This window comes from Acidaminococcus hominis, from assembly GCF_022484025.1.
Taxonomy (GTDB): domain Bacteria; phylum Bacillota; class Negativicutes; order Acidaminococcales; family Acidaminococcaceae; genus Acidaminococcus; species Acidaminococcus hominis.
The window spans coordinates 2,129,187-2,151,162 of sequence record NZ_JAKVMG010000001.1 but is presented as its reverse complement, the minus strand read 5'-3'; the positions used below and the strand labels follow the sequence as shown (position 1 = coordinate 2,151,162).

General features: G+C 57.2%; 16 protein-coding genes and 2 other annotated features. Of the genes, 8 read left to right on the top strand and 8 right to left on the bottom strand.

Annotated features, from left to right (window positions below; genetic code table 11):
- Nucleotides 1-116: 116 nt before the first annotated feature.
- The gene (locus tag LKE88_RS09685; RefSeq protein ID WP_105326696.1) at nucleotides 117-1,238 is read left to right on the top strand and encodes a 5-methyltetrahydropteroyltriglutamate--homocysteine S-methyltransferase; all 1,122 of its coding nucleotides are present in this window, start codon (nucleotides 117-119) and stop codon (nucleotides 1,236-1,238) included.
- A 51-nt stretch (nucleotides 1,239-1,289) separates the two neighbouring features.
- On the opposite strand, the gene LKE88_RS09680 is transcribed toward LKE88_RS09685, so the two are convergent.
- Nucleotides 1,290-2,144 carry an isocitrate lyase/PEP mutase family protein gene (locus LKE88_RS09680; protein WP_105326695.1) on the bottom strand — a complete coding sequence of 285 codons (855 nt, stop codon included), beginning with the start codon at nucleotides 2,142-2,144 and terminating at the stop codon, nucleotides 1,290-1,292.
- Between the two features lie 210 nt (nucleotides 2,145-2,354).
- On the opposite strand from LKE88_RS09680, the gene LKE88_RS09675 reads away from it, so the two are divergent.
- Nucleotides 2,355-3,845, top strand: coding sequence for an ArnT family glycosyltransferase (locus LKE88_RS09675; RefSeq protein WP_105326694.1), 1,491 nt, complete (start codon nucleotides 2,355-2,357; stop codon nucleotides 3,843-3,845).
- A gap of 59 nt (nucleotides 3,846-3,904) precedes the next feature.
- Here LKE88_RS09675 and LKE88_RS09670 read toward each other — a convergent pair whose 3' ends face one another.
- Nucleotides 3,905-4,591, bottom strand: coding sequence for a response regulator transcription factor (locus LKE88_RS09670; RefSeq protein WP_105326693.1), 687 nt, complete (start codon nucleotides 4,589-4,591; stop codon nucleotides 3,905-3,907).
- Nucleotides 4,569-6,071 carry a sensor histidine kinase gene (locus LKE88_RS09665; RefSeq protein ID WP_105326692.1) on the bottom strand — a complete coding sequence of 501 codons (1,503 nt, stop codon included), beginning with the start codon at nucleotides 6,069-6,071 and terminating at the stop codon, nucleotides 4,569-4,571. Before LKE88_RS09665 ends, LKE88_RS09670 begins: the two co-directional genes overlap by 23 nt.
- A gap of 256 nt (nucleotides 6,072-6,327) precedes the next feature.
- Nucleotides 6,328-6,554: a binding site (T-box leader), on the top strand.
- 75 nt (nucleotides 6,555-6,629) lie between these two features.
- Here LKE88_RS09665 and ilvB (LKE88_RS09660) point away from each other — a divergent pair.
- The 6 genes from ilvB (LKE88_RS09660) to ilvN (LKE88_RS09635) all read left to right on the top strand — a co-directional run bounded on the left by ilvB (LKE88_RS09660) (nucleotide 6,630) and on the right by ilvN (LKE88_RS09635) (nucleotide 13,848).
- The gene (gene ilvB / locus LKE88_RS09660) at nucleotides 6,630-8,318 is read left to right on the top strand and encodes a biosynthetic-type acetolactate synthase large subunit (RefSeq protein ID WP_105326691.1); all 1,689 of its coding nucleotides are present in this window, start codon (nucleotides 6,630-6,632) and stop codon (nucleotides 8,316-8,318) included.
- 2 nt (nucleotides 8,319-8,320) lie between these two features.
- On the top strand, nucleotides 8,321-8,839 hold the full coding sequence (gene ilvN, locus LKE88_RS09655; protein WP_105326690.1) for an acetolactate synthase small subunit: 519 nt from the start codon (nucleotides 8,321-8,323) through the stop codon (nucleotides 8,837-8,839).
- A gap of 10 nt (nucleotides 8,840-8,849) precedes the next feature.
- The gene (locus LKE88_RS09650) at nucleotides 8,850-10,115 is read left to right on the top strand and encodes an ATP-binding protein (protein ID WP_233547517.1); all 1,266 of its coding nucleotides are present in this window, start codon (nucleotides 8,850-8,852) and stop codon (nucleotides 10,113-10,115) included.
- Between the two features lie 178 nt (nucleotides 10,116-10,293).
- Nucleotides 10,294-10,533 (top strand) — a binding site (T-box leader).
- Between the two features lie 81 nt (nucleotides 10,534-10,614).
- Complete coding sequence (gene ilvC / locus LKE88_RS09645) at nucleotides 10,615-11,625, top strand: ketol-acid reductoisomerase (protein WP_105326689.1); 1,011 nt, start codon at nucleotides 10,615-10,617, stop codon at nucleotides 11,623-11,625.
- A 25-nt stretch (nucleotides 11,626-11,650) separates the two neighbouring features.
- Nucleotides 11,651-13,342, top strand: coding sequence for a biosynthetic-type acetolactate synthase large subunit (gene ilvB, locus LKE88_RS09640; protein WP_276803465.1), 1,692 nt, complete (start codon nucleotides 11,651-11,653; stop codon nucleotides 13,340-13,342).
- A 2-nt stretch (nucleotides 13,343-13,344) separates the two neighbouring features.
- Nucleotides 13,345-13,848, top strand: coding sequence for an acetolactate synthase small subunit (gene ilvN, locus LKE88_RS09635; protein ID WP_105326687.1), 504 nt, complete (start codon nucleotides 13,345-13,347; stop codon nucleotides 13,846-13,848).
- Between the two features lie 52 nt (nucleotides 13,849-13,900).
- On the opposite strand, the gene leuB is transcribed toward ilvN (LKE88_RS09635), so the two are convergent.
- From leuB to LKE88_RS09610, 5 genes are all read right to left on the bottom strand, one after another.
- Nucleotides 13,901-14,974, bottom strand: a complete 1,074-nt coding sequence (leuB, locus tag LKE88_RS09630) for a 3-isopropylmalate dehydrogenase (RefSeq protein WP_105326686.1) — start codon at nucleotides 14,972-14,974, stop codon at nucleotides 13,901-13,903.
- Nucleotides 14,974-15,456, bottom strand: a complete 483-nt coding sequence (locus LKE88_RS09625; RefSeq protein ID WP_105326685.1) for a 3-isopropylmalate dehydratase small subunit — start codon at nucleotides 15,454-15,456, stop codon at nucleotides 14,974-14,976. Before LKE88_RS09625 ends, leuB begins: the two co-directional genes overlap by 1 nt.
- Entirely contained in the window at nucleotides 15,453-16,718 is a 1,266-nt protein-coding gene (gene leuC / locus LKE88_RS09620; RefSeq protein ID WP_105326684.1) for a 3-isopropylmalate dehydratase large subunit, read from the bottom strand. Before leuC ends, LKE88_RS09625 begins: the two co-directional genes overlap by 4 nt.
- A 323-nt stretch (nucleotides 16,719-17,041) precedes the next feature.
- Nucleotides 17,042-18,427, bottom strand: coding sequence for a WG repeat-containing protein (locus LKE88_RS09615; protein ID WP_105326683.1), 1,386 nt, complete (start codon nucleotides 18,425-18,427; stop codon nucleotides 17,042-17,044).
- A 112-nt stretch (nucleotides 18,428-18,539) separates the two neighbouring features.
- Nucleotides 18,540-21,962 carry a pyruvate carboxylase gene (locus LKE88_RS09610; protein ID WP_118286643.1) on the bottom strand — a complete coding sequence of 1,141 codons (3,423 nt, stop codon included), beginning with the start codon at nucleotides 21,960-21,962 and terminating at the stop codon, nucleotides 18,540-18,542.
- Nucleotides 21,963-21,976 lie beyond the last annotated feature (14 nt).

Here is a 21,976-nt window from a genome sequence, read left to right as displayed (position 1 = left end):
AGCTATGGCAAATGCATATTTTTAAGTATTTCCCCTGTTTCCGGAAACCTGCTATACTAACGGCATGGAAACAAGAGAGAATCAATAGGAATTCATTCCCCTAGGAGGCATACAGTATGACTACCAAAAATAAACCGCCCTTTCGTTATGACATTGTAGGCAGCTTTCTGCGTCCCGCTGCCCTGAAAGAAAAAAGAGAAGCCTTTGCAGCCGGCAAGATTACTGCCGCAGACCTGAAAGCAGAAGAAGACAAACAGATCCGCAGCCTGGTGGCCCAGGAAAAGAAGGTGGGCCTAAAGGCCGTTACCGACGGCGAATTCCGCCGCCGCTACTGGCACCTGGACTTTTTGGCCGACCTGGAAGGCGTTACCGAAGTCAAGGCCGAACACTGGTCCGTAGCCTTTAAGGGGGCCCAGCCCAAGGCTGCCACCGTACGGATTTCCGGCCCTCTGGGCTTTGGCGCCCATCCTTTCCTGGACCATTTCCGTTTTCTGAAGGAAGCCGCCGGAGATACCCTGGCCAAAATGACCATTCCCTCCCCCAGCATGCTACACCTGATCTGCTGCGTCCGGGAAAAGAATTACCAGCCCATCGACCTGTACAAGGACGAGGCCAAGCTGTTCCACGACATTGCCCTTACCTACCAGCAGGCCATTCGGGCCTTCTACGCTGCCGGCTGCCGCTACCTGCAATTAGACGATACCTCCTGGGGGGAATTCTGCGATGCGGACAAACGGAAAGCCTACGCAGAACGGGGCTTTGACCTGGATCAGCTGGCCAAGAACTATGTGGCTATGATCAACCTGGCCCTGGAAGCCAAACCTGCCGATATGACCATTACCATGCACATCTGCCGGGGCAACTTCCGCTCCACCTGGTTCTCCTCCGGCGGCTACGAACCTGTGGCAGAAACCCTGTTCGGCGGCTGCAAGGTAGATGGCTTCTTCCTGGAATACGATTCCGAGCGTTCCGGGGACTTCCAGCCCCTGCGCTTTATCAAGAACCAGCAGGTGGTCCTGGGCCTGGTAACCTCCAAGACCCCAGAACTGGAAAAGGAAGCGGACATTGTGGCTCGGATTCAGGAAGCTTCCAAGCTGGTACCCCTGGAGCAGCTGTGCCTGAGCCCCCAATGCGGCTTCTCCTCCACGGAAGAAGGCAACCTGCTGACCGAAGAACAACAGTGGGCCAAGCTCCAGCTGATCAAAAAAATTGCGGAAGATGTTTGGGCCGATGCCTGACCGATGCAAAAAATCTCCTGTGCGTAAAGCGCAGGAGATTTTTTATTGGGCCTATTCCTTGATAAATTTTTTCTGCCAGGCCTGGTATTTTTCGCTTTGGACCACCTGAAGGTAAAAATCCATATCGATCATCCGCTCGGCCAGTGCCTGGTCGGAACTGGTTTCCCGCAAAATTCCCAGGGCTTCCAGCTGGGCCTTGATGGCTGTATAGTACAGCAGCTGGGGAAAGGTGATGATCTTATAGCCCATTTTCCCCAGGTCCAGGGCTGTCAGCCCTTCGTACATGGGTTTCCGGGAAATAAAGCCCACATGCAGGGGCGCCTGCACCCGTTTGGGCACTTCTTCCAGCTCCTGCCGGGTTTTGGGCACGATTTTGATCATATCCGCCCCGGCTTCCAGGTAGGCCTGGGCCCGTTCTACGGCTTCCCCAAAGGGAGCATCGGACCGGGCACAGATGACAAAATCCGGGTCCTGCCGGGCAGCTGCAGCAGCCTGGATTTTCCCGCACATTTCCTCCACCGAAACCAGCTTGGGTTCCTGGATAAAGGGGCAGTTGGTGGGCAGCTGCTGGTCTTCGATAAATATCCCGGCCAGTCCCGCCTGCTCAAACTCCTGCACCGTCCGCCGTACGTTCAGGGCATTGCCGTACCCGGCCTCTGCGTCCGCCATAATGGGAATTTCCACGGCCCCGCACATCCGGTGGTACACTCCGGCCATTTCCGTCATGGTCATCAGCCCATTATCCGGAGTCCCCAAATAGTCCCCGTGGATGCCATTGCCGGTGGCTCCGGCCAAGGGAAACCCCGCCATTTCCACCAGCCGGGCCGTCATGGCATTGTAGGCGCAGGGCGCCAAAATGGGTGCTTCCGCTGCCAATAATTGCCGCAGCTTTGTTGTTTTTTTCATGTTCCATTCCCCTTTCCCTGCAATTTTCTCCCTAATTGCTATTCCCTGTAAGTATACTCCCGAGTGTTTCACTCCTGCAACCGGCTGTGCGTCCCCACCGTTTTTTCTTTATGGAATCCTCTTTCTTTGTTTAAGAATTCTTTAACATCCCGGCCTATACTGATAATCATTCAAGTACAAGGCCGCCCTGCGGCAGAATTGAGGTTTCCCATGGAAGATGCAGCCCTTTCCCAACCCTGGTATAAACGCCATTTGGACATCCTGATTTTATTTGTTCTGGGTATTCTGCTGTTTTTTGCAGCCAACAGCCAGCTGCTGATTACGGACCCGGTAGAATCCAACTACGTGCTGACCGCCAAAGAAATGCTGGCCTCCGGCGACTATGTTTCTCCCCGGATTTTTGGCCGGTACTGGTATGACAAACCGATTTTGTTCTACCTGGAACTCATTGCTGCCTTTAAGCTCTTTGGGTTGACTTCCTTTGCCGCCCGCTTTTTCTCAGGAGTCTTTGGCCTGATTGGCGTTTTTCAAACCTACTGGTTTGCCAACAAACTGTACGGCAAACGGGTGGCCTTTCTCAGCAGCCTGATTATGATGACCAGTGTGGAATACTTCTACCTGGCCAAAGCCGTGATTACGGATATGACCCTGTTTGTAACCCTGGACGGGGCCCTGATGCTGTTTTACATTGCCAAGCGGGAGCAGCGTCCCCTGCTGTATTACGGTGCCTACGTTCTGGCTGGCATCGCCATCCTGACCAAAGGTCCCGTAGGGCTGGTGCTCCCCGGCCTGATTATCCTGGCCTATTTGGGGGCCTGCCGGGACGGCCGTACCCTCCGGTCCATGAAGCTGTTTTCCGGCATCCTGGTTTCCCTTTTGGTAGCTGCCCTGTGGTACGTACCCATGATTCAGCTCCATGGCAATGCCTTCCTGGAATACTTCATCGGCGTCCACAACATTCTCCGGGCCACGGTTTCTGAGCATCCCCGGAACAATACCTGGTGGTATTACCTGATGATTTTCCTGATCAGCGGTTTCCCTTGGAGTTTCACCGCCCCCTACCTGTTAAAGAAACACGGCAGGGCCCTGTGGCAGAAGCTGAAACACCGGACCCTGTGGGCCAGTTTGGAGGACCGGCAGCGATACCTGGTAATCTGGGCCCTGGGCATCTTCCTGTTCTTTGAATGCATGGCCACCAAGTACCCTACCTATACCTTCCCCTACCTGCCGCCTCTGGCCATCGGCCTGGCAGCCTACCTCTCGCCCCGCTATGACGGCTGGCTCAAACGGATTGCGGCCAGCATGGTGCTGCTTTTGGTGGTGCTGTCCTACGCCCTGGCCATTCCCCTGTGCCGGCAGGCCTCCTCCTGGGATGCTGCCCAACTGGCCAAGTATTGGGACGGTCCCAACACCCAGGTCTATATCTACGGCGGCCGCTACCCGGTTTCCTTTACCTACTACAGCGGCATTCCCGCCCCGGACCTGAACACCCGGGAAAAAATTGACCAGCAAAAACCTGACGGCATCAGCTGGAACGCCAAAAACATGATGCCCTTTGCCGCCATCGAAGACCTGCCGGAGACCGGCAACATTCTGGTGGTGGTGGAAAAAGGCCACCAAAAAGACTTCCTCCAAACCGTGCCCGGAGATTGGCAAAAACTGGGCGAACGCGGCCAGTGGGCCGTGTGGACAAGAGAATAAAGACGGCAAAAAAGCGCTGCAGAAAGGGTGATTTCCCTTTCTGCAGCGCTTTTTGCCGTCTATTTTTTAAACCGGTACCCTACGCCCCAAACCGTTTCAATGTATTCCGGCTTGGCCGTGGATTTTTCAATTTTTTCCCGAATTCGGTTCACATGGACGGAAACCGTAGCCGTATCTCCCAGGGAGTCCTCTCCCCAAATCCGCTGGAACAGGGTCTCCTTGCTGAATACCTGCCCTGGATTCTCGGCCAGAAATTCCAACAGGGCAAATTCCTTGTTGGGCATCACCACTTCCTTGCCGCCAACATAAACCCGGTGCCCGGCACAATCGATGGTCAGGTCCCCCCGGATGAGCAGTTTGGACGCCTGATTCTGGCCCGTAAGCTGCTGGTACCGTTTCAGGTGGGCCCGGACCCGGGCCACCAGTTCACTGGGACTGAAGGGCTTCACAATGTAGTCATCGGCACCCAGCCCCAGCCCCCGGATCTTGTCCACGTCCTCCTGCTTGGCGGACACCAGGAGAATGGGAATATTCCGCTGCTCCCGGATTTTCCGGCAGACCTGGAAGCCATCTTCGCCCGGAAGCATAATGTCGAGCAGCACCAGAGCAATTTCCGGGTCCAGAGCCCGTTTTTCCCCTTCCTGGCCATTGCCCAGGATTTCTGCCTGAAAACCCGCTGCTTCCAGATAATCCCGCTCCAGTTCTGCAATATCTTCGTCGTCTTCAATGATGAGAATCTTTTCCATGCTGCTGCTCCTTTAAGGGAAATTCCATACAGATTTTCAGGCCCTGGGGCGTATTGGCTTCTGCCCAAATGGTCCCTCCCATGGTTTCCACGATTTTTTTCACAACGGCCAGGCCCAGTCCGCTGCCACTGGCCACATGGGTCCGGGCCCGGTCCGTCCGGTAAAAACTGTCAAAGATTTTATTCAGCTGGTCCTGGGTTACGCCCTGGCCCTGATCCCCAAAAGAAAGCCGCACATAGCCCGGCTTTCCCGGTTCCAGCCGGATTTCCACCCGGCCATCCTGGCCCCGGTATTTGACGCTGTTGCCCAGCACATTGGAAAGCACCCGCTGGAACTGTTCCGGGTCCAGGGCAACGGGAGCCGCAGCCAGGGTACTGGCAAAGGACAGGGTAAGGCCCTGTTTCTCCCAATATTCCTCCTGCTCTGCCAGACAGTCTTCCATAAAGGCCGACAGGTTCACCGTCTGCCAATGGAAGGGCACCTGGTCCAGATCCAGTTTGGACAAAAGCAGCAGGGTCTGGTTCAACCGGCTCATGCTTTCCGTGGTGGTCAGAATTTTCTCCAGGTAATGCTGCTGTTTTTCCGGAGTATTGGCAATGCCTTCTTTAAGGCCGGAGGCATAGCCCTGGATTTTGGTCAGGGGAGTCGCCAGATCGTGGACAATCCCCGCCATCATTTCTTTTCGGTTCTGTTCGTACAGCTGCCGTTTTTCCCGGTTGGCTTTCAGTTCCAGCCGGGTCTTTTCAAAAGCCCGGAGCACGGCCCCAATTTCATCCTGGCTGTCCGCCACAATGGGGGTATCCAAATCCCCCCGGCTGACCTGGGCTGCCGTCCGGCGCAGCCGTCCCAGCGGCTTCAAAAACTGCTGGGCCATGATCCGGGACACCGCCAGGCCGATCAGGGCGGCCATCAGCAGCACCAGCAGGAAGGCTCCCACAAAGCTGCTTTTGAACAACTCCTTGGAGGTCATCTGGAACAAATCGCTTTTTTCCACCAGGGGGTCCGCTCCTACCACTACGGCTTCCAGGCCTTTGGGCGAGGTGTAATGAAAGGCCAGGCCCTTCTCCCCCCAGGCAATGGCACCCCGGCCTTCCGGGGCCCGCTGCTGGGCTTCCTGGAGCAGCGCGTCAGGACTCGTGCCCGGGGTTACGTACAGGGTCTTTCCCTGCTGCAAAAGGGCCACCTGCATCCCCTGATCCTCCAAATGGTCGCAAACCAGCAGCAGATGCCCCAGATCCCGGCCATTGTACTGGTCCGACCGGACTCGGAGCCGGGTCAGTTCAAACTGGATATTCAGCGTGGGCCCGCTTTCCGGCCAAATAAAGGACAGCACATTGGCCCGGTTCAGGTTCTCCATGCCAAAAGCCCAAAAAATTCCAATGCTCAGTACCGCAAAGCACAGGATGGGGGCCAAAATCATCAAATAGTTGGACAGCAGCAGCCGCTTCCGTATGGATAAATCCTTCCACCGCTTTTTCATAACGTAATCTCCTTTTTCCCAAGGAAAAACCGTAGCCAGGGCTTTCCCTGCATTTTCCTATTATACCATTTTCTTTGGGCCCCGGACTTTGCAAAAGTGCCTTCCCCCCCGCCCTTCTCTTGGTGTTTTATTTCATACAGACTGCAACAGGCGTTACAGTTTTAAGATTGTTTTTTCGTTTTTGTCCAAATTCATCATTTTTCGTTGACACTTGTCCGCGAAATCGCTAGAATAGGGACAATTCACTACCAAACAGCAAATGCCTATGATGGGAATAGTACTCCCCAGGGTTTTCCGCAGAGAGCCGGCGGCTGGTGCAAGCCGGCGAAACCCTTGGGAGGAAGCTCCTCCCGGAGGCTCCAGGCCGAAACAGCAGTAGGTCTGGGCGGCCATTTCCCCGTTACCGGAAGCACGTCTTCACGTGCCCAAGTGCCCTGCAGCCGCAGGGAAACAGGGTGGTACCGCGGTTCTTCCGTCCCTCAGCCAAGCTGAGGGACTTTTTTTATGGACTGCTCCCCGCACCAAAAATCCGGCCCGCCGGCCAAAAGGAGGCTATTTATGAAAATGACAGGCGCTGAAGCCATTATTGCCTGTTTCCGCCAGGAACAGGTCCCCGTTGTTTTTGGGTACCCAGGAGGGGCCGTACTGGGCCTGTATGATGCCTTGTACAAAACCGGCTTTCCCCATATCCTTACCGGCCACGAACAAGGAGCCATCCACGCAGCCGACGGGTACGCCCGGGCTACGGGACAGGTGGGAGTGGCCATTGCCACCTCGGGGCCCGGGGTCTGCAATATGGTTACCGGCATTGCCACCGCCCACATGGACTCCATTCCCCTGGTAATCATCAGCGGCCAGGTGGCTACGTCCCTCCTGGGCCGGGACGCTTTCCAGGAAGCGGACATTGCAGGCATCACCACCTCCATTACCAAGTACAACTACCTGGTCCGCCGGGCAGAGGACCTGCCCCGGGTGCTGAAGGAAGCCTTCTTCCTGGCCCGTACCGGCCGGCCCGGCCCGGTGCTGGTGGACATTGTCACCGAAATCTTTGATACCCCCTTGGACTTTACCTATCCGGAGAGCGTCCAGCTGCTGGGCTACGACAGCAGACGCCCGGCCCGGACCCAGGACCTTGCCCGGGCCGCAGCAGCGCTTTCGGCGGCCCGGCGCCCCGTCATCATGGCAGGGGGCGGGGTCATCCTGGCGGATACGGCCGGCACCCTGACCCAGCTGGCCCTGGACACGGGGATTCCCGTAGTAACCACCCTGATGGGCAAAGGCGCCGTACCCGACAGCCTGCCCCAACACCTGGGTATGCTGGGAATGCACGGCAGCTACGCCGCCAATCTGGCCGTTACCGGCTGCGACCTGCTGCTGGCCTTTGGGGTCCGCTTTGACGAGCGTTCCACTGCCAAAGCCTCGGAATTTGCCCCAGCCGCCCAGATTGTCCACTTTAATGTGGACCCCAGTGAAATCAATAAGATTATCCCCGCCCAGATCAGCGTCCCGGCCAGCCTTCAGGATGCCCTGCCCCGTTTCCAGGAAGCCCTCAGGGAGATTTCCGGCCTGAAGGAACGGTTTGCCCCCTGGCGGGAGCACTGCCTGGCCCTGAAGCAGGAAGTGCCCTTTGCCGCCCATACCTGCAAAGACGGGGTTTCCCCGGAGCTGCTGCTGAAGGAGACGGCCCGCAGGGCCCCGGAAGACACCATTGTGGCAACAGATGTAGGCCAGCATCAGATGTGGGCCGCCCAGTTCTTTCCTACGGACCGCCCCCGGCACTTTCTTACCTCGGGCGGTCTGGGCACCATGGGGTTTGGCCTGCCGGCAGCCCTGGGCGCCAAGGCAGGCTGTCCGGACAGCACCGTACTCTTGATTACCGGAGACGGCAGCATCCTGATGAACTGCCAGGAATTTACCACCCTGCCCACCTATGGGCTAGCGGTAAAGACCCTGGTGCTGAAAAACGGCCAGCTGGGGCTGGTACGCCAGCTCCAGCACGTGTACCGGGGCGGCCGGTACTCCCAGACCCAGCTGGTAAAAAAGCCCTCCACAGCGGCCATTGCGGCCGCCATGGGCATTCCTTCCCGGGAAGTTGCTTCCCCGGAAGAGCTGGCGGCGGGGCTGGACTTCCTTTTTGACACGGAGGGCTCCGCCCTGCTGGAGGTCACCGTACCCGCTGATGAACTGGTTTATCCCATGGTTCCCGGCAGCCAAGGCCTGGACCATATGCTTTTAGGAGGAGAATAATCATGCAATGGCAGCATCTTGCCCTTCTGGTCAACAACAAACCCGGGGTTCTGGCCCATGTGGCCGGCCTGCTGGCCCGGCGGAACATCAATATCGAATGCCTGAATGTGGGCTACACGGACCTGGCGGAAATCAGCCGAATCAACCTGATGGTGGAAGTGGACACCCGATTTGCCCTGGACCAGGCCATCAACCAGCTTTCCCAGCTGATTGACGTGATTGCCGTGGTCAACCTGGACGACCAGCCCCTGGTCAGCTATGAACTGACCCTGATCAAGGTCAGCAGCCCCACCGCCCAAATCCGGGAAGAGCTCACCAATATTGCCGGTTTGTTCCACGCCAAGATTGTGGACGTCTACCCGGAATCCCTGATTTTCCGGCTTACCGGCCGGGAGGACCATATCAAGGCCCTGCTCCAGCTGCTCCGAGCCTACACCATATTGGAAATTGCCACCACCGGCCAGATTTCCCTGGGCCGGGGTCCCCATACGGTGAAAGAAACCGCTTTGGCAAAAGCCTGAAGGAGAAAACATGAACCTGGAAAATAACTCACAAATGATCGATTTTACCATTTTTTCTAAGCTATCCGTATTGCGTCCCTTGTTTTTTGACCCAGTAATCCATAAGCTGGCCAAAGCCGCCAAACACCCCGGCAAAAGCCAGCTCAGCCAGGCCCGGGAAAGGGTCCTTACCCAGGCAGAAGCCTGGGGCCTTGGGGGCAACCTGTGGCAGGCCTATTTCTTCCACCTTTTGTGCGAAGGCAATAACCTGGCCGGACGCACGGTGGAAGCCCAGGGGCGGGCCGGCAGCGGTCTGGCAGCAGCTCTGACCCGGGACCTGGAACTGCTCCAGCCCTTCCTGCACCTGTCCGGGGAAGCCGTTTTTAGAGACCCGCTCTATGACAATTACCAGCCTGCCCAACCGGGAAATTCCAAGCTGGAAGACCAGCTGCGGGCAGCGTTGCTGGCGGCCCCAAGTCCCAGGGAGCAGGCCCAGCTTCTCCTTAGCCAGTACCAGCGTTATGGCCGGGGCCAAATGGCCCAGTACGAGGCCTTCTGCCTGGACGCAGCAGGTGCCTTCCAGGGCATTGCCCAATTCCCCCACTATGCCTGGGAGGACCTTTTGGGCTACCAGGACCAGAAGGAAAAGCTCCTGGCCAATGCCCGGCAGTTTATGGCCGGCCGGGGCTGCAACAACGTACTCCTCACCGGAGCCCGGGGCACCGGCAAGTCCACCTCCGTAAAGGCCCTGATTCCCTTGTTCAGCGCCCAGGGCCTGCGCCTGGTGCAAATCAAGCGGGACCAGCTCCAGCTCCTTTCCGGAGCCATGACTGCCGCCGGAAAAATCCGCAGCCACCGCTTCATTTTCTTCTTCGACGACCTGTCCTTTGACGAGAATGAAACCGAATACAAATACCTGAAATCAGCCATCGACGGGGGCGCCGCACCCCAGCCGGACAATGTGATGCTCTGCGCCACCAGCAACCGGCGGCACCTGCTGAAGGAAACCTGGTCCGACCGGAGCGATGCCCTGGAGGCAGAGGTCTTCCGGGAAGATGCGGACAACGAATCCATTTCCCTGTCCGACCGCTTTGGCCTGATCCTGCACTTTGGCGCCCCCACCCAGGCCGAATACCTGGCCATCATTGCCCACGAACTGGAAAAGGAGGGCATCACCCTTTCTCCCCAGGAACTTCGGGTTTTGGGAGTACGCTGGGAAATGGAACATTCCGGCCGGAATGGCCGTATTGCCAAACAGTTTGTCCAGTGGTATCTGGGCCAACGCACAACTGAATAGCTGCTAGGGAACCCCGCCTGCTCCGCAGGCACCCCGGTTAAGACCCGGACAGCGCTACAAGCGTTACACTTTTACACATCAAATTCTTATATTGCAATTTTTTTCTCGTTTTTCTGTTGACAGTTGTTTGCTGTCATTGTAGTATTAGGACATCCTTTTCAACCAAAAGGAAATAACGAGAAATCTGATGACGGGAAAGAGTACTTTGCTCCCAGTTTCTCCCAGAGAGTCGGCATTTGGTGCGAGCCGATAGAAACCCCCAAAGGAAAATCCTCCCCGAAGAGCAATGCTGAAGTGTATTAAGCATTGACGGCTGTCCTCCGTTAACCGGAACGCGTATGTTAGTACGTTGCAGAGAGCTCTGTGCCAGCAATGGCCGGAGAATCAGGGTGGTATCGCGGAATCTTCCGTCCCTAGCATAGGGGCGGATTTTTTTATACCTCTGAAGCCTCCACAACGGGAAACTAAAGGATTTTATTTCAAAAGGAGAGTGTTTCACATGGCAAAAGTATTTTATGACAAGGACGTTAACTGGGATGTATTAAAGGGTAAAACCGTAGCGGTAGTCGGCTATGGCAGCCAGGGTCATGCCCATGCCCTGAACCTGAAGGAAAGCGGCGTAAACGTAGTGGTAGGCCTGTACAAGGGCAGCCATTCCGTAGAAGTGGCCCAGGCAGCTGGTTTGGAAGTAAAGACCGTTGCCGAAGCGGTAGCCAGTGCCGATGTTACCATGGTCCTGATCCCCGATGAAAAGCAGGCCGATGTGTACAAGACGGAAATCGGCCCCAACCTGAAGCCCGGCAGCGCCCTGGCTTTTGCCCATGGTTTCAACATCCATTTCAAACAAATCCAGCCCCCTGCCAACGTGGACGTCTTCATGGTAGCTCCCAAAGGCCCCGGCCATCTGGTTCGCCGCACCTTTGTGGAAGGCGGCGGCGTACCCGACGTATTTGCTGTGGAACAGGATGCCACCGGCAAGTGCTTTGACCTGGCCCTGGCCTACGCCAGAGGTATCGGCGGCACCCGGGCAGGGGTAATCCAAACCACCTTCCAGGAAGAAACGGAAACCGACCTGTTCGGCGAACAAGCCGTTCTGTGCGGCGGGGTCTGCCAGTTGATCACCAACGGCTTTGAAACCCTGTGTGAAGCCGGTTACCAGCCGGAAATCGCCTACTTTGAAACCTTCCACGAAATGAAATTGATTGTGGACCTGATGTACGAAGGCGGCATGGCCAAAATGCGCAAATCCATCAGCGATACCGCTGAATATGGTGACTACACCGCAGGTCCCAAAGTGGTGACCCAGGATTCCAAGGCAGCCATGAAGCAGGTTCTGAAAGACATCCAGGACGGCACCTTTGCCAAGGACTGGCTGCTGGAAAACCGTGCCGGCGGCCGTGCCCACTTCCTGGCGATGCGCCGGCAGCACGCCGAACATCCCCTGGAAAAAGTAGGGGCCAAACTGCGGGCCATGATGCCTTGGCTGCATGAAAACGATAAAAACGAGTAAGACAATCTAAAGGAGGACGGCAGCAATGAAGATGACCGGTGCAGAAGCAGTGATCGAATGTTTGAAAAAAGAACAGGTGCAGGTGGTATTCGGGTATCCAGGAGGAGCGGTCCTCAGCCTGTATGATGCCCTGTACCAGAAACAATTCCCCCATATTCTCACCGGTCATGAACAGGGCGCCGTCCATGCGGCCGATGGGTACGCCCGGGTTACCGGACGGCCCGGGGTCTGCTTTGCCACCTCCGGTCCCGGCGTCTGCAATATGGTTACTGGCATTGCTACAGCCAACATGGACTCCATTCCCCTGGTCATCATCAGCGGCCAGGTGGCCACTCCCCTGATTGGCCGGGATTCCTTCCAAGAAGCGGATATTTCCGGCATCACCACCCCCATCACCAAGCACAACTACCTGGTGAAAAAGGTCCAGGACCTGCCCCGGGTGCTGAAGGAAGCCTTCTACATTGCCGCTTCCGGCCGGCCCGGGCCCGTGCTGGTGGATGTGGCCAAGGACGTGTTTGATTCCACCCTGGACTTTACCTATCCGGAAACGGTTTCCCTAAGGGGCTACAACCCTTCCCGTACCGGCCGGGCCGAAGAAGTGGACGCCGCCGTGGCGGCCCTGTCCGCTGCCAAAAAGCCCGTGCTGATGCTGGGCGGCGGGGTGGTGCTCTCCGGCACCGCTTCCTACCTGCAGACCCTGGCAGAAACCTATGAGCTGCCAGTGGTCTACACCCTGATGGGCAAAGGCGCCATTCCCGACGGCTGGGAATACAACCTGGGGATGCTGGGCATGCATGGTTCCTATGCGGCCAATATGGCGGTAACGGACTGCGACCTGCTGCTGACGGTAGGAGCCCGGTTTGATGACCGGGTCACCGGTTCCGTGGCCAATTTCGCGCCCAACGCCAGGATTCTCCACTTTGACATCGACAAGGTGGAAATCAACAAGATTGTCCACGCAGACATCAGTGTCAACGGAGATCTGCGCTGGTCCCTGCCCCTGCTGCTGGAAAAATTGGCGGCCTGCCCGCCCTCTTCCTTCCACTGGGTGCCCTGGCGCCAGCAGGTGCTGGAGCTGAAGGTCCAGTATCCCTTTGCCACCCGTCCTTCCAGTGACGCCGGGGTGTCCCCCCAGGTGCTGCTGACCCAGCTGGCCCAAAAGGCCGGCCCGGACGCCATTGTCACCACCGATGTGGGCCAGCACCAAATGTGGGCGGCCCAATTCTATCCCCTGACAGAGCCCCGGCATTTTGTCACCTCCGGGGGCCTGGGCACCATGGGCTACGGCCTGCCCGCCGCTTTAGGCGCCCAGCTGGGCGCCCCGGATAAGCCGGTGGTGCTGGTAACCGGGGACGGCAGCATCCTGATGAACTGCCAGGAATTTGCCACCCTGCACAAGTATGGTATCCCGGTGAAAACCGTGGTGCTGCGCAACGCCACCCTGGGTATGGTAAACCAGTGGCAGCGGATGTTCTACGGCGGCCGCTGCGCAGAATCGGACCTTACCCGGAACCCTTCCATGGCCCGGGTAGCAGCCGCCATGGACGTGCCCAGCTTTACCTGCAGCCGGGAAGAAGAACTGGCCGGTGCCCTGGCCCAGCTCTTCAACACCAGTGGTCCTGCGCTCCTGGAAGTGACCATTCCCCCGGACGAAAATGTGTACCCCATGGTACCTGGGGGCAAGCGGCTGGATGAAATGGTATTGGGAGGAGAATGACTATGCTGAAGCAGCATCTGGCCATTTTGGCCGACAACAAACCCGGTGTTCTGACCCATGTGGCCGGCCTCATCAGCCGCCGGGCCATCAACATCGAATACATCAACGCCGGCTACACGGAAGAACCGGATGTAACCCGGATCAATATTGTGGTTTCCGTGGAAGACCGGTGGGAGCTGGACCAGGCCATCAACCAGCTGGCCAAGCTCATTGACGTCATCAAGGTGGTGGACCTGGATGACGCCCCCTTTGTCAGCTATGAGCTGGCCATGATCAAGGTAAAAAGCGGCAGCCCCGCCATGCGAGAAGAGCTGACCAATATTGCCAATCTGTTCCACGCCAAGGTGGTGGACGTCCAGCGGGAATCCCTGATTCTCCGGCTTACCGGCCGGGAAGACCACATTGATGCCCTGCTGGAGGTTCTGGAAGACTACGAAGTACTGGAAATCGCCCGTACTGGCCAGATTTCCCTGGGCCGGGGCCTGGTTCCCGTTAAAAAAATGTAACACCCATAAAAAAACGACTTTCCAAAAGGAAAGTCGTTTTTTTATTTGTTATTTATTTTTTCACGGCCTGGGCTACCAGTTCGCCCATTTCTCCGGTACTCACCACGGTCAGGCCTTCGCCTGCCAAATCCGGGGTCCGGTACCCGGCTTCCATCACCTGGTCCACCGCCCGTTCAATGGCAGCTGCCGCTGCTTCCTGCCCCAGGGAATAGCGCAGGAGAAGGGCCGCCGACAAAATAGTGCCCAAGGGGTTGGCCACCCCTTTGCCTGCCAGATCCGGGGCACTGCCGTGGATGGGTTCGTAAAGGCCTGTGCCGTCCCCCAGGCTGGCGGAAGGCAGGAGCCCTATGCTGCCGGCAATGGTGGACGCTTCATCGCTTAAAATGTCCCCAAAAATGTTGTTGGTGAGAATCACGTCAAATTGTTTGGGGTTCAGCACCAGCTGCATGGCACAGTTGTCCACGTAATAATGGTTCAGCTCCACCTCCGGGTACCGGCTGTCGTGGAGCTCCGTAACCACCTTCCGCCACAGCCGGGAAGACCCCAAGACATTGGCCTTGTCCACGCTGGTAACCTTGCCCCGGCGCAGCCGGGCTGCTTCAAAGGCCTTTACGGCAATCCGCTCGATTTCCGGCCGGGTGTACTTTTCGATATCGGAGGCGGTTTCCACACCGTCCACCAAAGCTGCTTCCTGGTGCTCCCCAAAGTAGATGCCGCCGGTAAGCTCCCGGACAATCACCAGGTCCGCACCTTCTGCCCGTTCCGTCTTTAAGGGGGACAGATGGGCCACGTAGGGCCGTACCGTTACCGGCCGCAGGTTGCAGTAAAGGCCCAAGGCCTTCCGGATGGCCAAAAGACCCTTTTCCGGCCGTTTGGTCACGTCGGGCAGCTGATCCCACTTGGGTCCGCCCACCGCCCCCAGAAGCACCCCATCCGCTGCCTTGGCGCTTTGGAGGGTTACCTCCGGCAGGGGCGTGCCATAGGCATCATAGGCGCAGCCCCCCATAAGCTGATGGTCATAGGAAATATCCAGCCCAAAGACCTGGGCCGTCTTTTTAAGCACCACCAGGGCTGCGTCCGTAATCTCTGGACCAATGCCGTCACCGGCCAGTACGGTAATCTTCATCAGGCTTTGCCTCCTTTTACGTAATTGATCAGGCCCCCGGCTTCCCCGATTTTCCGGACAAATTCCGGCAGGGGATGGGTTTTGATCACCAGGTTTTTGTTCAGCACGTGGATTTCCCCCTTGTCCAGGTCCACGGTCACCTGGTCTCCCGCTTCTATCTTTTTGGCCTCTTCCCCGATTTCCAGTACCGGCAGGCCAATATTAATGGCATTCCGGTAGAAAATCCGGGCAAAGCTTTCAGCAATGATGCACTGGATGCCCTTTTCCTTGATGACAATGGGGGCGTGTTCCCGGGAAGAGCCGCAGCCAAAGTTCCGGCCGGCCACCATAATGTCCCCGGGCTGAACCTGGGAAGCAAAGGTGGTATCAATGTCTTCCATAGCATGCTCACTGAGTTCCTTAAAATCTGCTATGTTCAAATAGCGGGCAGGGATGATGACATCCGTATCCACATGGTCTCCATAACGCCAAACCTTACTCATGCTAACACCTCCCGGGGATCGGTAATCCGGCCCATTACGGCGCTGGCAGCGGCCGTATAGGGGCTGGCTAAATATACTTCACTGTCCACATGACCCATCCGGCCCCTGAAGTTCCGGTTGGTGGTGGAAACGGCCCGTTCGCCGGCAGCCAAAATGCCCATATAGCCGCCCAGACAGGGTCCGCAGGTCGGTGTGGACACCGCTGCTCCTGCGTCCACAAAAATGTCGAACAGGCCGTTATCCAGGGCCCGCTTGTAGATTTCCTGGGTCGCCGGAATGATGATGCAGCGCACCCGGGGATGGACCTTCCGGCCCTTCAGCACTTCTGCAGCCTGGTCCAGATCTTCATACCGGCCGTTGGTGCAGGACCCGATGACCACCTGGTCGATGGCAATGTCCTTGCCTTCGGCAGCGGGGTGGGTGTTTTCCGGCAGATGGGGATAGGCCACCACCGGCACCAGTTCATCCAGGGCGATGGTAATGGTCCGGGCGTAAACGGCGTCCGGATCGGCCTCCACCGGTTCCCAAGCCCGGGTAACGCCCCGTTCCTTCAGATAGGCCCGGGTCTTTTCGTCCACCGGGAAAATACCATTTTTGGCCCCGGCTTCAATGGCCATGTTGCAGATGGTGAACCGGTCCGCCATGGACAGTTCTCCCACGCCGTCCCCGAAAAATTCCAGGGACTGGTACAGGGCCCCATCCACTCCGATTTGGCCAATCAGGGTCAGGATGACATCCTTGCCCTGGACGTAGGCCGGTTTCTTGCCGGTAAGCACCACTTTGATGGCGGCGGGTACCTTGAACCAGGTTTTCCCTTCGGCCATGGCTGCCCCCAGGTCCGTCTGGCCCACCCCGGTGGAGAAGGCGTTCAGGGCCCCGTAGGTACAGGTATGGGAATCGGCACCAATAATCAATTCCCCAGGCGCCACCAGCCCGCTGTCCGGAATCAGGGCGTGTTCAATGCCCATACGGCCCACTTCGTAATAATGGGTAATCTCATGCTTCCGGGCAAATTCCCGCATATGCTTGCACAGGGTTGCAGATTTGATGTCCTTGGGCGGCGAAAAATGGTCCGGCACCAAGGCAATCTTGTCCTTGTCAAAAACAGGACGCCCAATCTTATCAAACTCGTCAATGGCAGGAGGCCCAGTAATATCGTTGGCCAGCGTCAGATCCACCTGGGAGATCAGCAGCTCACCGGTTTCCACCTCCGGCCGTCCGGCGTGTTTCGCCAAAATTTTTTGTGTTCTTGTCATTCCCATACGTAACTCCCCTTTCCTTTTTCAGATACAAAACGCCCCTATCCGCCAGAAGCGGATAGGGGCGAATGAACGCGGTACCACCCTATGTTTGTTCTCGTTCAGTTTAACGCACTGTGGACGGCAGGAACTACTTTGGTTCATCCCTGCGGCTCCCGGGCGAGAGAATATTGGAATCCTGCCGGCTCGCACCTGCCGCCGGCTCTCTGTAAGGCTTCTTCCTATTCAGTCCCGTTCATAACCGATAAGCAATTATTGCGGTATGGTTTACATTATGCCACCGTATGCAATTCCTGTCAACAGCTTTTTGTACGTATTCACGAATTTCAGTCAAATATTCCAGCCTTATCGTACTGTGCAGGGATAACAACCTGGGCATCCCTGTTAACATACCCCCACAGGTCCTTGGCCGGATCCTTAAAGGCCGCCCGGTCAGCGTACAACGGTCCCAGTTCCTTTAACTGCCGGCGCAGAGGGGCTGCCAATTGACCCTGCTTATCGATAATGCCCCCTTCCTCCTGGGTCATTACCGTGGTCCGGTCCTCCAGGAAAGAGTTCACCCGGTCATACCGGTTGGAAATCACTACCGTATTCTGCTCATTGATAAAGCCCCACTTCTTGTCGAAGCTGAAAGCTGCCAGGCCCTGGCTAAAGGGCCACAGGGCATCGTAGGCCGGGGGAATCACCACCCGGCCCTGGGCATTGACCATACCCCAGTGGCCTTCGTCCTGGATCAGGGCATAGCTGCCGTAGAAGGGCGTTACCGTATCGTAGGTAGTGGGAATCACTTCCTGGCCCTGCTTGTTCACATAGCCCCGGTACAGGCTGCCGGGCATAACGGCCCCGGGCGAAATCCCGATGCCGCCGCCCCAGCCCCAACCGTGGTGCCGGCGATGGTGGTAGCCTCCGGTCCAGCCCCAGCCAGGATAGCCCCAGACGCCCCAGCCGTCCCAGCCCCAGCCAATGCTTACATAATCCAGCAGGCTGCGGTGGCGCCGGCGGACGCCCACTTCGGCCAAGCCATTTTCGGCAAAATCCCCCACAAAGGAATAATCCCGGAGCTTGGCGTATTTCTGGCCCTTAATATTCATCAGCCAGTTGTCATCCACCACGGCAACGCCCTGGTGGAAATCCCGGGGGTCCTTGATGCTGGCTCCGATAAGCGGCGTGCCATCCTTATGGATATACAGCCATTTGCTGTTCAGTTTGGCAGCTGCCAGGCCTTCGCTGAAGCCCCTAACGGACTTGTACTGGGCCGGAATCACCAGTTTTCCCTGGGTATCCACAAAGCCCCAGCGGTCCTCCACCTTGACAGGCGCCAGGCCTTCCTGGTACAGCCCCACTTCCTCATATTCCCCGGGCTGCTTTTCCCCGTTCAGGTTGTAGAAGCTCCAGGTTTTCTTCTCCTTGCCGCCAAAATATCCTTCGTTTACCCCGGTGACCTTTTTCAGCACCGGCTTTAACAATTCTTTCCCATTTCGGTCATAAAGCCCATACTTGCCGGACTTTTTCACCAGAACCACGGGTGCTTCCACCTTATCGTTTACTTCCACACTCTTAAATTCCAAGGGGATGACCACTTTCCCCTCCGGGTCAATGGCTCCCTGCTTTCCGTCCTTTTCCACCACGGCCAAATGCTCAGCGGCCAGGGCCGTTTGGCCCAGCGCCAGGCAAAGAGCCAGCAGCAAACCGAGTTTCCCTTTGCTTTTCATGTTGGCACCTCCGTTTTCTTTTCTCCGCTGTCTCTATTGTAGCACACCCCGCCCCATCTGAAACCTGCTGAAAAAAAGGAGAACCCCGCAGGATTCTCCTTTTGTTAAACGTTTATTCAATCACCACCAGCAGGTCTCCGGAAGCAATCCGGCTGCCGGCTTTCACCAATACCTCGGTTACCAGGCCGTCGATGGGAGCGGTCAGGGTGGTTTCCATCTTCATGGCTTCCGTTACCAGCAGCGGATCGCCCTTCTTCACCACACTGTTCTTGTCCACCAATACCCGGAGAACGGAGCCGGACAGGGTGGCCCCCACTTCCCCAGGCACCGTAGGATCCGCCCGGCGGGCTGCCGTGGTGCCTTCCGAAGCCTTGGCATCCCGGATTTTCAGTTCCCGGGGCATACCGTTGATTTCAAACTGCACTTCCCGGTAACCCTCTTCCGTAGGACGGGTAATATGGTTCAGGCGAATCAGCACCATTTTGCCGTCCATCATCACTTGAATTTCTTCGCCGGGTTTCATGCCGAAGAAGAAGGTAGGCGTATCCAAGATGGACAGGTCCCCATATTGGTGGTAGCGCTGGATAAAGTCCTTGTAGACCTTGGGGTAGATGCAGTAGCTGGATTCCGCTTCCGGCGTTTCCGGCATACGCAGGGCCTTCATTTCTGCATGGACCTTATCCAGGTCCACCGGCACCGGCGGGGTTTCCAAGTGGGGCTGAGCCCCCCGCAGGATAACCTTCTGGAGTTTTTCCGGGAAGCCCCCATAGGGAATCCCCAGCTTGCCGTCAAAGAAGTCCACCACGGATTGGGGGAAGTCCAGGGTTTCGCCCCGGTTCAAGACATCTTCCTCCGTCAGGTTGTTTTGGACCATGAACAGGGTCATGTCCCCTACCACCTTGGAAGACGGGGTCACCTTGATGACATCTCCAAACAGCTGGTTCACCCGGGCGTACATCCGGCACACTTCCGGCCAGCGGGCACCCAGGCCCACTGCCGTAGCCTGCTGACGCAGGTTGGAGTACTGGCCGCCGGGCATTTCATGTTGGAAGACCGTGGTGTTGGGGCTGGCCATCTTGCTGTCCACCCCGGCATAATAGGAGCGGACCACCTGCCAGTACCGGTCGATGTTTTCCAGGGCTTCCAGGTTCATCTGCGGCTGGCGGGGATGGTTAGACAGGGCGTAGATCATGGCCGTCATAGAGGGCTGGCTGGTGCCGTTGGACAGGGCACTGGTGGCCACATCCAGGATATCCACCCCGGCATCTACGGCCTTGGCATAGCTGTACAGGGTGCAGCCGCCGCCCTCGTGGCTGTGGAGATGGATGGGCAGGTCCACGGCGTCCTTCAGGGCGGAGACCAGCGCATAGGCCGCTTCCGGTTTTAACAGCCCCGCCATATCCTTGATGGCGATAATGTTGGCCCCGGCCTTTTCCATTTCCTTGGCCAGCTGGGTGTAGTAGGCCAGGGAATATTTCTGCCGCCGGTCATCCAGTACGTCCCCGGTATAGCAGATGGCCGTTTCTGCCACCTTGCCCTGCTTCCGGACTTCTTCAATGGACAGGGCCATATGGTCCAGCTGGTTCAGGCAGTCGAAAATCCGGAATACATCCACCCCGTTTTGGGCAGCCAAGTCGATAAATTGGGTTACCACTTCCGGGGGATAGTTGGTATAGCCTACGGTGTTGGCCCCCCGGGTCAGCATCTGGAACAGGATATTGGGCGCCGCCTTGCGCATCTGGCGCAGCCGCTCCCAGGGATCTTCGTCCAGGAACCGGTAGGCCACATCAAAAGTAGCCCCGCCCCAGTTTTCAAAGGCATAGATCTGAGGCACCTGCTCCGCCGTATAGCCAATGGCGTTCAAAATATCGTGGGTCCGGATCCGGGTAGCCAGCAAGGACTGATGGGCATCCCGGTAGGTGGTGTCCATAAACAGCACTTCCTTCTGGTCCTGGATCCAGCGGGAAAACTTCTCCGGTCCCAGTTCCTGGAGTACCTGCCGGCTGCCCTTGGGGCAGTTTCCTGTGGCCGGCAGCTGGCGCAGGGGCTGGAAGTCGGGTTTTAGCTGGTGCCCACTGCCCTTGTAGCCATTGACGGTAATTTTTCCAATGTAGGACAGGAGCCGGGTCCCCCGGTCATCTACTTCTTCCGGATCCACCAGCAGTTCCGGATGCCGATCAATATAGTTTACATCGCAGGCCCCGGCTGCAAAAGCCGCTGTCTTCAGCATATTTTTCAGGAAGAAGATGTTGGTCTTAACGCCGCTGATGCGGAATTCTTCCAGGCAGCGCAGCATCCGGTGGATGGTGTCCTGGGCGTTCATGGCATGGGCGGTGACCTTCACCAAAAGGGAATCGTAATAGGGGGTAATGACGGCACCCGTATAGGCCGTGCCGGCATCCAGCCGGATGCCCGGGCCGCCGCCGCTGCGGTAGGCAATGATCTTGCCCGTATCCGGCATAAAGTTGTTCTGGGGATCTTCCGTGGTAATCCGGCACTGGATGGCTACCCCGTTGCAGGGAATGTCTTCCTGGCGGCCCACATGGACTTCCGGATCTGTCAGGGCGTAGCCTTCGGCCACCAGAATCTGGGTCTTGACGATATCCACATCCGTAATGGCTTCCGTTACCGTATGTTCCACCTGCACCCGGGGGTTCACTTCAATGAAGTAGAAATGTTTTTCATCCTGGTCGGCCAAAAATTCCACCGTGCCGGCGTTCAGGTACTTGACGTTTTTCATCAGCTTCAGGGCTGCGTCACAGATGGCTTGGCGCAGGCTCTGGGGCAGGGACCAGGCAGGCGCCATTTCAATGACCTTCTGGTGCCGCCGCTGGATGGAGCAGTCCCGTTCGTGGAGATGGACCACATTCCCCTGTTCGTCGCCCATAATCTGGACTTCGATGTGCTTGGGGTTCATGATGCATTTTTCCACGTAGATATCGTCATCCCCAAAGGCCATTTTGGCTTCGGATTTGGCCCGTTCATAAGCTTCTTCCAGGTCTTCCATCCGATCTACGTTCCGCATCCCCCGGCCGCCGCCGCCGTTGACGGCTTTGATCATCACCGGCAGGCCCACCTTTTCGGCAAAGGCCTTTACGTCAGCAAAGCTCTTGACGGCACCCTGGGTGCCAGGAATCATGGGAATCCCAGCCTTTTCGGCCTGGATCCGGGCATTGACCTTATCCCCGAACATAATCAGGTGTTCCACCCGGGGACCAATGAAGATAATGCCTTCTTCTTCACAGCGTTTGGCCAGCCGGGCATTTTCCGCCAGGAACCCGTAGCCGGGATGAATGGCATCCACCTCGTGTTCCTTACAGATCCGGATGATATCTTCAATATCCAGATAGGCATCCACAGGCTTTTTCCCCCGGCCCACCAGGTAGGCTTCATCAGCCCGGCTGCGGTGCAGGGACAGAATATCTTCTTTGGAATACACCGCTACCGTACGAATGCCCAGTTCGTGACAGGCACGAAAAATACGAATGGCGATTTCCCCTCGGTTGGGGACCAAAATCTTATGAATGGCTCTCATGGACTTCTCCTCCT